Annotated in this window: 11 protein-coding genes; 10 read left to right on the top strand and 1 reads right to left on the bottom strand. The window is 67.6% G+C overall.

From position 1 onward, the window contains the following. Positions 1–4 precede the first annotated feature (4 nt). From IFSED24_RS05655 to IFSED24_RS05640, 4 genes are read left to right on the top strand one after another with little or no spacing between them, the layout of a single operon-like run. Positions 5–667, top strand: a complete 663-nt coding sequence (locus IFSED24_RS05655) for a TetR/AcrR family transcriptional regulator (RefSeq protein WP_491334243.1) — start codon at positions 5–7, stop codon at positions 665–667. Then, the gene (locus IFSED24_RS05650; protein ID WP_491334242.1) at positions 657–2,195 is read left to right on the top strand and encodes a TolC family protein; all 1,539 of its coding nucleotides are present in this window, start codon (positions 657–659) and stop codon (positions 2,193–2,195) included. The genes IFSED24_RS05655 and IFSED24_RS05650 overlap by 11 nt, the downstream gene beginning before the upstream one ends. A 13-nt stretch (positions 2,196–2,208) precedes the next feature. Further along, complete coding sequence (locus IFSED24_RS05645; protein ID WP_491334241.1) at positions 2,209–3,345, top strand: efflux RND transporter periplasmic adaptor subunit; 1,137 nt, start codon at positions 2,209–2,211, stop codon at positions 3,343–3,345. Further along, on the top strand, positions 3,342–6,485 hold the full coding sequence (locus IFSED24_RS05640; protein ID WP_491334240.1) for an efflux RND transporter permease subunit: 3,144 nt from the start codon (positions 3,342–3,344) through the stop codon (positions 6,483–6,485). The genes IFSED24_RS05645 and IFSED24_RS05640 overlap by 4 nt, the downstream gene beginning before the upstream one ends. Positions 6,486–6,555: 70 nt before the next feature. On the opposite strand, the gene IFSED24_RS05635 is transcribed toward IFSED24_RS05640, so the two are convergent. Further along, a complete protein-coding gene (locus tag IFSED24_RS05635) occupies positions 6,556–8,340 on the bottom strand; it encodes an agmatine deiminase family protein (RefSeq protein WP_491334239.1) in 1,785 nt (594 codons plus the stop codon). A 162-nt stretch (positions 8,341–8,502) separates the two neighbouring features. On the opposite strand from IFSED24_RS05635, the gene IFSED24_RS05630 reads away from it, so the two are divergent. From IFSED24_RS05630 to IFSED24_RS05605, 6 genes are all read left to right on the top strand, one after another. Then, on the top strand, positions 8,503–8,739 hold the full coding sequence (locus tag IFSED24_RS05630) for a hypothetical protein (RefSeq protein WP_491334238.1): 237 nt from the start codon (positions 8,503–8,505) through the stop codon (positions 8,737–8,739). Positions 8,740–8,839: 100 nt separating this feature from the next. Continuing rightward, positions 8,840–10,177, top strand: a complete 1,338-nt coding sequence (locus tag IFSED24_RS05625; RefSeq protein ID WP_491334237.1) for a putative sugar nucleotidyl transferase — start codon at positions 8,840–8,842, stop codon at positions 10,175–10,177. Positions 10,178–10,599: 422 nt separating this feature from the next. Next, positions 10,600–10,887, top strand: coding sequence for an HU family DNA-binding protein (locus tag IFSED24_RS05620; protein ID WP_491334236.1), 288 nt, complete (start codon positions 10,600–10,602; stop codon positions 10,885–10,887). A 294-nt stretch (positions 10,888–11,181) separates the two neighbouring features. Further along, a complete protein-coding gene (locus IFSED24_RS05615) occupies positions 11,182–11,571 on the top strand; it encodes a PilZ domain-containing protein (RefSeq protein WP_491334235.1) in 390 nt (129 codons plus the stop codon). An 81-nt stretch (positions 11,572–11,652) separates the two neighbouring features. After that, on the top strand, positions 11,653–12,684 hold the full coding sequence (locus IFSED24_RS05610; protein ID WP_491334234.1) for a sensor histidine kinase: 1,032 nt from the start codon (positions 11,653–11,655) through the stop codon (positions 12,682–12,684). Positions 12,685–12,957: 273 nt separating this feature from the next. Next, positions 12,958–13,743: a flagellar hook-basal body protein gene (locus IFSED24_RS05605; protein ID WP_491334233.1), complete on the top strand. Its 786-nt coding sequence runs from the start codon at positions 12,958–12,960 to the stop codon at positions 13,741–13,743. The last annotated feature ends 7 nt before the right edge of the window (positions 13,744–13,750 follow it).

Raw genomic sequence — 13,750 nt, 5'->3', positions numbered from 1 at the left:
TTTCATGGCCCGAAAGACGACTTATACGCGGGATGACGTGGTCGCTGCGGCGCTGCTCGTCCTCGAACGGGACGGTGTCGGGGCCATCACCGCGCGGCGCGTGGCCGACGCCATGAATGCGTCCACGGCGCCGGTCTACAGCAACTATGCCAACATGGAGGAATTGATCGGGGCGGTGCTGGAGCAGGCGACGGACATGATCCTGGCCTACGGTCGTCGCCCCTGGACCGAGGATCTGTTCCTGAACATGGGGGTGGGTTTCCTTCACTTCGCCTTCGACCATCCGGAGCTTTTCCGGGCGCTGTTCCTGGGCTGCGGCCAGCCGCGGCAGCGGGAGCCCTACTTGGTCCGGGCCATGCTGAAGGATCTCGACCGCCACCCCGTACTCGGCGACCTGCCCGCGGATCACAAGCAAGAACTGCTCTTCCAGGCGAGCATCTACACCCTGGGCGTGGCCACCACCGTGGTCAACGGCACCTGGGACGACCCCGATCTGGATCTCGCCGTGTCCTGGCTCCGTTCGGTGGGGGGATTGCTGGTGCGGGCCGCTCTGCAATCGGCCGGCTTGCCCATGCCTCCGGAGATGGAACACCAGCTCGGCGAGTTCGTGGTGCCCTGGCGACAGTGCCCGGGCTATACCGATCAGGAGGATGGGCATGAGGACTGAGCGACACTGGACACCACGACACCCTGCGGCCTGCTGCCTGACGGTCCTGCTGCTGGCCGGCTTGCCAGGCAGCGCGCCGGCCCAGGTCACCGGGGACGAACCCATGCTGCCGGTCTTCACGCCGGTCGCTCCCCTGGGGCCGACGGTGACCGCGCGGCCCGGCGCCCTCGAGGTGCTCGACCTGACCACCTGCCTCGCGATGGCGCTCACGAGCAACGACAGCCTGCAGGCCGAGCGCGAACGGCGGCGCGAGCTGGACGGCCAGAAGTACCAGGCCGTGTCCACGGGGCTGCCATCGCTGGATCTGGTGGGCGACTGGACCCGCCGGCGGGACCCCAGCTTCGCGCTCGACCCCACCTTCGGCGGTGGCGGCGATAGCGGACTGGGCGCGCCCGCCGGTTCGCCCGACTGGTTCAACGACTGGCTCGCGGGCTTCGGTTCGTTCATCCCGGCGGCCGAGGACATCCCTGCCAGCACCTACTGGTCGACGCGGTTCAACCTGAACTGGGAGCTGAATCCGCTGAAGATCATGGGTGCCGTCGGCGCGGCCAACCTGGGGATCGAGCGGCAGGACCTCTTGATCTCGGCCGCCGAGCACGCCACGGCCGAGAGCGTGGTCGGCGCCTACTACGCCATCATCATGATGGCCGAGGCGGTCAACGCCGTGGAGGCCCAGTACGCCAACCAGCGCGAGTTGCTCTCCATCACCAAGATGCGTTACGAACTCGGCTTCGCCACCCGCCTCGACACGCTCCAGGCAGCCGTGGCGCTGGCCAACATCGAGCCCGATCTGAGGAACTATCGCCAGCGCGTGGCCAACGCCGGGGCGCGCCTCAACGCGATCATGGGCCGCAGTCCCGCCGACCCCTTGACCATCGCCAACAGCGAACTGATCGAGGACGATCCCCTGCAGCGCGACGTGGCGCTCCAGCTCGCCCTGAACCGGCCGGATCTCACGGCCATCGAGCGCTACGTGGGCATCCTCGATCGTCAGAAGCAGACCCAGGTGGCGGACCATCGCCCGTACCTCTCCATGTTCGGCAGCTACGGCTGGATCGGCACCGAGTTCGACAGCCAGTGGGACAAGGGACACGACACCTGGTCCGCCGCGGTGGCGCTCAACGTGCCCATCTTCAACGGCCTGCTGACCAAGGGGCTGGTGGACGAGACCAAGGCCAAGATCCGCCGGACCGAGACCGAATTGATCGGTTACCGCAAACAGGCCCAGGTCCAGGTGCTCGAGGTTCTCAACGGTCTGGAGACCGCCCGGGCGAACCTACGCGCCGCGCGCCTGAACCTGGAGCAGGCCGAGGAGGCGCTGGAGGAGAGCCTGCTGATGTACCAGTTCGGCAAGGCCAACTACCTGACCGTCCTGGATGCCGAGACAAACCACCTCAATGCTCGACGCAATCTCCTGGAGGCGCGCTATCAGGTCCTGACCCTGACCGCGAGTCTCAAGCGCGCCGTCGGCCATTCGCCCATCACGCCCCTGGCCGAGATTCCCGGCCTGGTGGCGGCCAATCGCTAGAGGGAGCAAGACCATGAACCGCAGTCCCAATCTCAGCAATCTCCTCTCCCTGGTGGTCGTGTCAGGTATCCTGGTCCTGACTGGTTGCCAGACCGGCGGCGAGGATGGGCCGGCCCAGGAAGTGGCCCGCAACGTGCGCGTCATGCCGCTCGAGACCGGGGCGGTGACCGAGTACCTCGAGATCGCCGGCCCGGTGTTGCCGGTCCGGGGCACCGACATCAGCGCCGAGGAATCGGGCACCGTCCAGGTGATCGATCGGGACAAGGGCGCCCAGGTCACGAGCGGCGCGCCGCTGGTGACCCTGGACCGGCGCCTGCTCGCCGCCGACCTGGCCTCGGCCGAGGCCAACCTCAAGCTTCAGGAATACAATCACGAGAAGACCCGGCAGCTCTTCGACGCGGCCAAGATCAGCCGTCTCGAGCTGCTGCAGGCCGAGGCGTCGTTCGCACAGGCGCGCAGTCTGCGCGACATCGCCCGGACCCGGCATGACCGCGCCCAGGTCCGGGCTCCCTTCGCCGGGATCGTGGCGGACCGGTTCGTGGAGCCGGGACAGCTCGTGGCCCCGGGCATGATCGTGGCCCGGGTGATCGACCCCTACGTGCTTGAGCTCGAGGGCTCGCTCACCGAGGGCGAGGTGACCTGGGTGCACGAAGGGCTGGCCGCCGAGGTCGTGCTCGAAGGCGTGGCCAAGCCGGTGGAAGGCGTGGTGGCCTGGGTCGGATTCGAGGCCAGCACGCTCAACGGCAAGTTCCCGGTGGAGATCCACATCCAGAACCCCGACCTGCAGCTCCGCAGCGGTGTCATCGGCCGGGCGCGCCTGGCCAAGCGGGTGACTGATTCGCTGGTGGTGATTCCCCGCGACGCCGTCATGCCGGGAGCGGGCGTGGATCAGGTCTTCGTGGTCGAGGGCGACCGTGCCCAGCGCCGCACGGTGGAACTGGGGCCGGCCCAGGGGCTCATGGTGGCGGTGCGCCGGGGCCTTGTGGCCGGCGACCTGCTCGTGGTACGCGGACAGCGTGACCTGCGCGACGGCAGCCTGGTGGCGGTCACCGAGCGCGTGGCCTATGGCGACGGCACGGACGACAGCGATCCCGACGTGATCCGCTCGCAGAGCGCCGACACCCGGGTCTCGGCGGAGGTGGCTCGATGAAGATCACCTCCGGCGCCATCCGGAAATATCCCATGATCTTCGCCTTCATGGCGGTGATCGCGGTCATGGGCTTCGATTCCTACATCGGTCTGCCGCGCGAGTCGGCGCCCGACGTGAAGATCCCCTTCGTGATGGTGATCGCGCCCTATGCCGGCACCGCGCCTGCGGACATGGAGAACCTGGTCACCCGCAAGCTCGAGCGCGAGCTCAAGGGCCTGCCCGACCTGAAGGAGATGACCAGCAACAGCTTCTACGGCATGTCCAGCGTGACGCTGGAGTTCACCAGCGATGTCGACATGAGCGATGCGCTGCAGAAAGTGCGCGACAACGTCGAGCTGGCCAAACCCGAGCTGCCCGCCGAAACCCGCGAGGACCTGCTGATCATGGAGCTCAGCTCGAGCGACTGGCCCATCATGCAGGTCAACCTCTCGGGTGATTACGGCCTGTTCCAGCTCAAGAAGACCGGGGAGGACCTGCAGGAGGTGCTCGAGCAGATCCAGGGCGTGCTGTCGGTGGATCTGCTGGGCGGCATCGAGAACGAGGTCCAGGTCCTGGTGGACCCCGAACGGCTCGACTTCTACGGACTGGGCCTGGTCGACGTCCAGGACGCCGTGGCGCTCCAGAACCTGACCATTCCCGGCGGCAAGCTCTCGCTCGGACAGTACGACTACCAGGTGCGGGTCCCCGGCGAGGTGGACGACCCCGCCAAGATCCTCGACTTCGTGGTCAATCCCGGAGAGCCGACGCCGGTCTACATCCGCGACGTGGCCACCGTGGAGTTCGGCATCAAGGATCGCGAGACCATCTCGCGGGTGGGCGGCCGCGACGCCGTGACGCTACAGATCAAGAAGCGCTCCGGCGAGAACATCATCGACATCGCCGACGAGGTGCGCGCCACCATCGAGCGCCTCCGGCCCACCTTTCCCGAGGGGACCGAGATCAGCATCGTGGGGGACCAGTCCGAAGAGATCCAGACCATGGTCCACGAGCTGGAGAACAACATCATCAGCGGCCTGATCCTCGTGGTCGCGGTGCTCTTCCTGTTCCTCGGCTTCACCAACTCGCTCTTCGTGGGCGTGGCCATCCCGTTCTCCATGCTGATCAGCTTCATCGTGCTGAGGGCGTTCGGCATCACCCTGAACATGGTGGTGCTCTTCAGCCTGATCCTGGCGCTGGGCATGCTCGTCGACAACGCCATCGTGATCGTCGAGAACATCTTCCGGCACCGCGGCAAGGACAAGTCCCAGGACGACGCGGCCCGCGACGGCGCGCACCAGGTCTCGGCCGCGGTGATCGCCTCGACCCTGACCACGATCTGCGCCTTCGGACCTCTGGTCCTGTGGCCCGGGATCATGGGCGAGTTCATGAAGTACCTGCCCATCACGCTGATCATCACCCTGGCCTCGTCACTGCTCGTGGCGCTGGTCTTCAATCCGGTGTTCTGCGCGCGGTTCATGAAGGAGCCCAAGCCCGGCGGCGGCAGCACCCGGCTGGGCGACTGGCTGATGAACGCCGGCCTGGAGAGCTACCGGCCCACCCTCGGCTGGGCGCTGCGGCACAAGGCCGTCACGCTGATCATGATGGTGGTGCTCTTCGTGGTGATGAACGTGCTTTACCTCCGTTTCAACAGCGGTGTCGAGCTCTTCCCCGACATCGACCCCAACGTGGCGCAGGTCGTCGTGGAAGGTCCGAGCGGCACCCGCATCGAGCTGACCGACGCCTACACCCGCGCCGTGGAGGAACAGGTGGCCGGGATCGGCGACCTGGTGGCCTACTCGGCGTCGGTGGGCGTGACCACCAGCGGCATGGGCACCGGCGAGAGCGCCCCCTCCAACAACGCCATCGTGATGATGGAATTCGTGGACAAGATCGAAAGGTCTCGTTCGTCGAACGCGGCGCTCGACGACCTGCGCGAACGGCTGGCGGATTTCACCGGTGCCACCATCACCGTGGAGAAGCGCGAGGAGGGGCCGCCCACCGGCAAGCCCGTGAACATCGAGATCGCTGGCGATGACTTCGACATGCTGGGCTCGCTTGCCGAGCAGATCCGCGAACGCATCCGCGGGCTGCCCGGCCTGATCAACATCAGCGACAACTACGACCACGACCTGCCCGAGATCGAGGTGCGGCCCGACGTGGAGAAGGCCGCGCGCTACGGCCTACGCACCTGGGACATCGCCGGCACCATCCGCACCGCGCTGCACGGCAGCGAGACCGCCAAGTACCGCGTCGGCGAGGACGAGTACGACATCACCGTGCGCTACAAGGAGCGCTTCCGGCGCAAGGTGGAGGATCTCGAGGACGCCACCATCTTCTACGAGGGTGAGGCGATCCCGGTGTCGGCGTTCGCCCAGCCAACCTTCAAGACCGCGCTGGCGGCGATCAGCCGCATCGACGGCCAGCGTGTGGTCACCGTGTCGGCCGATGTCGGCCCGGGCTACAACGGGAACGCCCTGCTGGCCAAGGTCCAGGACGAGCTGCGGGACTTCGCCGTCCCGCCCGGCTACACGCTGGCCTACACCGGCGAGAGCGAGGACCAGGAGGAGGCGCAGGTCTTCCTCAGCGACGCCTTCGCCGTGGCGCTCATGCTGATCCTGCTGGTCCTGATCTCGCAGTTCGCGTCGGTGACCCAGCCCCTGATCATCATCTTCAGCGTGGTGCTCTCGCTGATCGGCGTCTTCGCCGGACTGCTGATCACGCGCACGCCCTTCGGCATCATCATGACCGGCGTGGGGGTGATCTCGCTGGCGGGCATCGTGGTCAACAACGCCATCGTGCTGCTCGACTACATGAACCAGCTGCGCCAGCGGGGCATGGGCCTGGAGGAGGCCATTGTCCACGCGGGCACCACGCGGTTCCGTCCGGTGGTCCTCACCGCGGTGACCACCATCCTCGGTCTGATTCCCCTGACGACCGGCTTCTCGCTGGATTTCGGCAAGCTCTTCGACGGCCAGCTGGACCGCTTCGTGGTCATCGGCAGCGAATCGTCCCAGTGGTGGGGCCCCATGGGCGTGGCGGTGATCTGGGGCCTGGCGGTGGCCACCTTCCTGACGCTGATCGTGGTGCCGGTGATGTACGCGTCGCTGGAGAACACCAAGGCGGCGGTGTCGCGGAAGGTCGCGAGCATCAAGACCGGTTGAGGACTCGTGCCGCTGACGGAGAGAGGCCCCGGCCGGAGTGGTCGGGGCCTCTCTCCGTCGGTGGTGGTGCCTACTTCACCAGGGTCGCCGCCCGGGTGTACTGCAGGCCGGCCGCGCGCAGCCGGTAGAAGTAGGTGCCCGAGGCCACGCGCCGACCGTTGCGGTCGGTGCCGTCCCAGCGGACCTCGGTGGTGCCGGCGGGGCAGGTGCCGTCGACCAGCGTGCGGACCAGGTGGCCGCGGGCGTCGATGATCACGAGCTCGGCGTGGTCGGCATGGGCGAGGGCGAAGCTGAACGTGGTGCTCGGGTTGAAGGGGTTGGGATAGTTGGCGGCGAGGGTGGCCGCCGCCCCCGGCAAGCTGGCCACGCCGGTGGTGGGATCGCCGTGGCGGAACCGATGCACCGCCGCCGGCGCCACCCGGGGCGAGGTTTCGCTGCGGCCGCTCAGATCAGTGGCGAGGAGGTAGTACTCGCAGGTGTCGGCCGCCGCCGGCGCCGGGATGGCGGCCGTGAATTCATGGGGCGTGCCGGTGGCGGCCAGGGCGACGCTCTGCCAGGCGCCGAGTGAGCCGTGTCGGTAGAACAGCGTGGTCGCGTCCAGGGCCTCGCCGCTGTGCGCCCGGATATGGGCGGTGATGTCCACCGGCGCCAGGGGCTGGTCCTCGATCACGGGCACGTGCTGCACCCGGAGCATGCCGGCGTCCATGACGCCCTTGCTGCGGCAGTGCAGCGCGTCGTCGGAGAGGAAGCCGCTGTAGTAGTAGCCGCGCACGTCGTAGCCGGGCGCCGCCTCGCGGTAGACCTGCAGCGCTTCCTCGTCGTAGGCGCTGTTGCCGAAGTGCGGCACGTAGATGCAGTCGTTGAGGATCAGGCTGTTGGTGTAACTGGCCGGGCTGCTGCCGCCGATGTTGTAGCAGTAGACCCGGAAGACGCGGTAGTTGCGCCCGGTGGAGGCCTGGAGGCTGGCCAGCAGGGTGGCCCGCTGGTTCAGCGTCTCGTAGGTCCAGTGCGACGACCAGACATCCTTGACCAGCACCGTCTCCTCGTCGAGCCACTTGGCCCAGGTGTCGATGTGGTGGATCCCACCCGATTCGATGTAATCCAGGACCTGGTAGTTCGCGACCCCGTAATAGTCGAGCATCAGCTGGTCCACCGCGGCCTCGTTCATGCCGTTGTGGGCCTGGGCCTCGGCGTAGACCAGCCGGGTGGAGGCCGAGATGTGCGCGCCGTCGGTCATGTAGTTGCCGCCGGTGTGGTACATGTCGTGGCTGTGCACCGGCAGGCCGAGCTGCTGCGCCAGGTAGACCGGGATCAGGTTGTCGTTGGGGCGGTAGGGCCGGTTGTAGGTGTGGTCGATGATGGCGATGTCGCCCTGGCCGTCGAACACGAACCAGGGGCCGTAGTCGCGGGTCCAGATCGAGTCGTTGTTGCGCACCACGAACTCGACCTGATCCATGTCGACCCCGTTGGCCGAGAGATTGTTCTGGGCCGTGGACTGGTAGCCCGCCGAGACGACCACGTAGAGCGTGACGTCGTCGTCGAAATCGCGGAGCAGGTTGTAGGGCAGGCCCAGGGGGTAGCGGATCAGGACGCCCGTGCAGGGCTCCCACTCGGCGCAGTTGCGCACCGGTGCCAGCGGGGGCGGGTCGCTCCGCTCGAGGGGCGCCGGGACCAGCTCGGGGTGGGCGAGCAGGAACGCGCGCTCGCTGACGGTCTCGTGGCGGGGCAGGAGCAGTTCGAGGCCGTCCACATCCCATTCCTGCGACTCGGTCTCGAGTCCGGGCATGGGGTCGGCCAGGCCGATGCTGGCGACGAGGGCGAAGAGGCAGACGATGAGCACGGGCTGCGGGCGCATGGGATCTCCTCGTGAAGCCGCAGGGCGGCAGGGGTCCGGACAAGTTGCGAAAGATCATTATATCACGACCAGGGTGGCTTCTGGAATCCGCCGTATCATGAAATTCGGTTTTCGCTAAAGTCCCAGGCCGGCCGGCCGATGAAAAGAGGGGAGGTTCTGACCATGACCCTCGGTGTCCTCCACACGGCCCTCCGGGGCCTGCAGCAGAACCAGCGGCGTTTCGACCGGGCGGCGGACGACGTGGTGCGCAGCACCCTGGAGGCCCCCAGGGAGGGGGCGCCGGATCTTCTCGACGCCGGTGTCCGGCTCCTGAACGCCCGCAGGGGCCTGGAGGCCTGCCTCGTGGCCGCGCGCAGCGGCGACGATCTCCTTGGCACCATCATCGACGTCCTGGCCTGAATCCAGTTCGCTCCAGGCTTGGCCCCGACGCCGGCTCCGGTTACCATGCCGGAGATCCGGCCCCGCGGGGCCTCGACGCCAAGCCAGCAGGAGGATCGCCGTGACCACGGTGCCCGTGATCTTCGAGGACCACACCTTGACCGGATTCCGCCCCCTGGCCTGGAGCCTGCCGGTCTGCGAACTGCGCTGCGGCCTGCTCAATCTGCGCGAGCGACTGGCCCATGTCGCCGGCCAAGAACCGGTGCTGCTGGTCAGGAGCTTGCTGGCCGGACTGGCGGCGGACGGCGGCTATCGGGTCGGCGTGGTGGAAGTGCCGCCGGAGCAGCGGGTCCTGCTGATTTCCGGACGCCTGGGTGCGCGCTGGGATCTGCTCGTCGATCTCTGGCGTGCGGCCGCCGCCGGCGGCGACCTGGCCTGGCGGGACGATGAGGGCTGGCTGGCCCTGACGGTGCCGGCCGCGGGTGCTCCCGACACGCTGCAGTCATGGCAGCGATGGGAAGCCGCGGCTGCGGCCGCGGGCTGCTGGCAGCGTCCCGACCTTTCCGTGCCGGCCTGGAACCCGCCCGGCGCCGGGGAAGGGCAGCCCATCACCGGCGCCTGGCGACGCCTGTGGGAACTGGTGCCGGCCACCGCCACCGCCATCGCGCAGGACCTGGTCCGCCTGGAAGGCCGCCTGCCCGCACGGCGGATCTGGGGCGCCGTGGCCGCCGAGGCCGATCCGTCCTGGGCTCGCCCCGTGTCGCTGCAGCCCTGGACCGGGGGCGATCTGTCATTGCGCGGGGAACAGCCGCTGCTCGTGGGACCCGGCTGCGACCTGGCGCCCGGCGTGGCCGTGGACACCTCGGCCGGGCCCGTGGTGCTGGGCAGCGGGGTGCGGGTCCTGCCGCACAGCTACCTCGAAGGGCCGCTTTTCGTGGGCAGCGAGAGCCTGATCAAGGCCGGCGCCACCATCTACGGCGAGACCTCGCTGGGGGCGGTCAACAAGGTGGCCGGCGAGATCGGCGAGAGCACCTTCCTCGATTTCAGTAACAAGCAACACGCAGGCTTCGTGGGCCACGCCTACCTCGGTAGCTGGTGCAACCTCGGGGCTCTCACCACCAACAGCGATCTGAAGAACACCTACGGGACCATCCGGGTCGATCTGGGCGGCGGCGCCGAGGATTCCGGGCTGCGGTTCGTCGGGCTGATGATGGGGGAGCACTGCAAGACCGCCATCGGCACCCTCTTCAATACCGGGACAACCGTGGGCTTCGCCAGCAATGTGTTCGGCAGCGGTTTCCCGGCCAAGTGCATGCCGTGTTTCACCTGGGGAGACGGCCGCCAGTCCGAGCGCATGGATGAGGCGCGAGCCCTGGCCATCGCCGCCACGGTCATGCAGCGCCGCGGCTGCCGACTCACCCCGGGGCACGAGGCGCTCTTCCACCAACTCGGCGGCTGATCCGGGGCACCCTGCCCGTTCAACGGGCGGGGACCGTGCAACCTGCCCGAACCCGTGGCCACCACAGCCGGAATCATCCCGCGTCCCATCTCCGGGGCGGATCTCTCAATTAGCAATCATAGAACGAGTTACATCAGCCGTGATGTGGAATTGCCGGCCGTGGAGCCGTCTGGCCCGAAGGTTGATGTTGTATGCTCAAAATGTTTCCTCGGTCGCTCGGGATTGGCTGTTCGACCTTCTGCATGTCGGCTCCTGCAGGAGTTTCTCGGATGAGCCACGCGGCGATACCTGGGAAACATTTTTTTATGCAAACCCCTGTATCCATTGCAGTTGACACGGCCCGCAAGACATGCTAGCTTGAAACTAGCTCACGAGATACACCCATCGTGGGCGCTCAACCTGAGCCTGGGGAGCCGAGAGCCATGACCAAGGCGGAGCTGGTCGAGATGATCGCCGGCGAGACCGGTATCAGCAAGAAGGACACGGGGGTCATCGTGAACATGATCCTGGAGAACATCGGCCGGGCCCTGGTCAGCAGCGACAAGGTCGAGTTGCGAGGGTTCGGGAGCTTCAAGGTCAAGCAGCGGCGATCGCGGCAGGCCCGCAACCCGCGGACCGGCGACTCGGTGGAGGTGCCGGCCAAGCGGGTCCCGTACTTCAAGGCCTCCAACGAACTGAAGGCGCGCCTGAACGATGGGGATGACGCCTGATCGCGCGGGGGTTGTGTTTTCCGCTTCCCGGCACTAGATTTGGCCGTCGCACAAAAGAGGAATGACCTGGCCCTGCAGGATGCGGACGTGCCGCGATCCGTCCTGGGCCGAGACTTTGATGCTGGAAAGGTGGAGTGTCCCATGCCCAATGGACGCAAGCGCAAGCGCAAGAAGATCGCGACGCACAAGCGGAAGAAGCGTCTGCGCAAGAACCGGCACAAGAAGAAGTAGGTGATCCGGGGCCGGCCTGCAGCGCCGGCCCCGGTCCTATCCGGACCGCGAAGGAGCGTGCCCATGGTCGATCACGGAGAACGTCGTCGCTCGCAACGGGTGGACGCCAGGTTGCGCATGCAACTTTATCTCGACCAGGTCGATGGCCAGGAGTCGGCTGCCCGGCTCGAGACCATCAACATCTCCACGTCCGGTGTCTACTTCCGTTCCGACCACTACCTGGCGCCCATGACCAAGCTGGCCATGGGGCTCGAGCTCTCCGTGCCGGGAGCCGCCGGGCAGGATACCGACCTGGCCCTGGTGCAATGCCAGGGCCTGGTGGTGCGCACCCAGCCCGAGGAGGAACTCCCCGAAGGCGGGGAGTACGAGGTCGCGGTGTTCTTCACCTGGATCGAGCCCGATGGCCAGGGCATCCTGGAAGAGCACATCAACATGCTCGTGGCCGGATCCTGATTCTCCTACAGCGCGAGGCGCCGCGGCCGATGTGCGGAACGACGTCCCGGTGACAGCGTGTCTCCGGGAGATCGGAGCTGCATGCCGACCCATGACCTGGCCTTGACCGCACTGCCGTTGCCCATCGTGATCAGTGATCGCGAGGGTCGCCTCGTGTCCTGGTCGGACGAACTGGTGGCGTTGCTGGGGCCGGCGGTGACCGCGGTGTCCGCGCCGGGCCTGGCGGCGATCTTGACCACCATGGGCGTGGCGGACGCCGACCATCTCCTGGAGGAGTCGCTGGCCACGCGGCAAGACCTGGTCCTGCGCCTGGGCGGTGGCGAGCGCCGGGTCGGTCTGCGCAGCACCCGACTCGACGCGGGTCAGACCCTGCATCTCTTCCTCGAGGGACCCGATCCGGCCGCGGCCGACGCCGAGCGGGCCCAGTTCCAGTCGCTCATCGCCCACGACCTGCGCCAGCCCCTGGCCGTGATCCAGGGCTATGCCGGGCTCCTGGCCACCGGAACGCCGGGACCGCTGAACGACACCCAGCGCGAGTTCCTCGGGGGAATCGATGCCAAGATCGGTGAGGTCACTCGCCTGCTCGACGACTTTCTCGACCTGAGCCGCCTCGAGGCCGGGGCGCTGGTTCTGCATCCCCAGGAAACCCGCCTCGACGAACTCGTGGCCCGTGTGCTGGGGGACAACCAGTCGCCGGCCAGGGCCCGGCGGTTGCGGCTGGAGAGCGTGGTCGAGCCCCGGCAGCTCTCGGTGAGGGCCGATCCCCTGCGCCTGCGGCAGATCCTCGACAACCTGGTGAGCAACGCCGTGAAGTACAACCGGGACGGAGGGTGGGTCCGTGTGGAAGCCCGGGCGAGCGAGCGGACCGTGCGCCTGACCGTGGCCGATGGCGGGCCCGGCCTGGACCACGGCGACGCCGGAGACCTCTTCGCTCCCTTCGCCCGGGGGCACGCCACCTCGGGAGAGCCGGGGACAGGCCTTGGGCTGGTGGTGGTGAAGCGGCTGGTGGAACTGCATGGCGGGAAGATCGCGGTAGAGAGCAGCCCCGGGGTGGGGTCGCGCTTCGTGGTGGAACTGCCGCGAACGTCCACCGGGGACCGGGGCGGGCCCTGATCGAAGTGGCCTGCCTGGCCGTCAGATAATCACCCACCCTTGCGTGAGCTCTGGACAGCGGCCAGACGGCCGGCCTGGCAAGGCCGCGTCGCCCCGTGTTGTCATCGGTTTCCGCTAATCCCCAAAAACCCTACAAGACAGTCACTTGTGAGCGCAGATTCGTGTTCGACGTGAAGTGCGTCGTGGCCGCTATGCCGACGCCCCTCCGGCATGGGTATTGCGGTTAGACCGGAGCGAAGTGTCTCCGTGTCCCGTGTCCGGAGGAGGACCGGCATGCTGCGAACCCTGCAGACCGCCAAGCAGGCCATGCATCTCGATCAGGCCCGCATCGATACGCTGGCCAACAACCTGGCCAATGTCGCCACCACCGGTTTCCGCCAGGTGCTCAACCGGGTGACCGAGGTGGGCAGCGGCGAGGGCGACAAACCCGGCGCCGATGGTCTGCCGCAACTCGAGGCCAACCAGAAACCCGGACGCGACGGGAGCTGGCCGATCGCCCGTGCCCTGCAGATGGGGCAGGCGCTGGATGTGCGCGGCGGAGCCCTGCGGGACACCGGTCGCGATACCCACGCGGCGCTGGCCGGACGCGGCTTCTTCGTGGTCCGCGACCAGGAAGGCGGCGAGTTCTTCACCCGCGACGGGGCGTTCCGCCTGGACGACACGGGCCAGCTGGTCTCCTCGTCCGGCATGGCGGTGCAGGGCACCGGGGGCCCCATCAACGCCGGCGGCGGACGGATCGCCTTCGAGGATGACGGCACGGTGACGGTGGACGGTGCGGTGCGCGGACGGCTCCGCGTGGTGGATTTCGCCAGTCCGGAGAAGCTCCAGCACCGGGGCGACAGCTTGCTCGTGGCCACGGAGGACCTGGCGCCCACTGACGTGCCGAAGAACGAGGTCGAGTTGCGCCAGGGGTACCTGGAGGACAGCAACGTGGATCCGGTGCAGACGCTGGTGGACATGATCGCGGCCCAGCGCGCCTTCGAGATCGAATCGAAGGTGCTGCAGGCCAACGACGAGATGCTCGGCAAGAGCGTCAACACGCTGGGTCGCAATACCTAGTCGAAAC

The sequence above is a fragment of the Candidatus Latescibacter sp. IFSED24 genome (assembly GCF_058273205.1).
The sequence above is the reverse complement of the archived record's forward strand: the minus strand, read 5'-3'. Positions and strand labels throughout refer to the sequence as shown.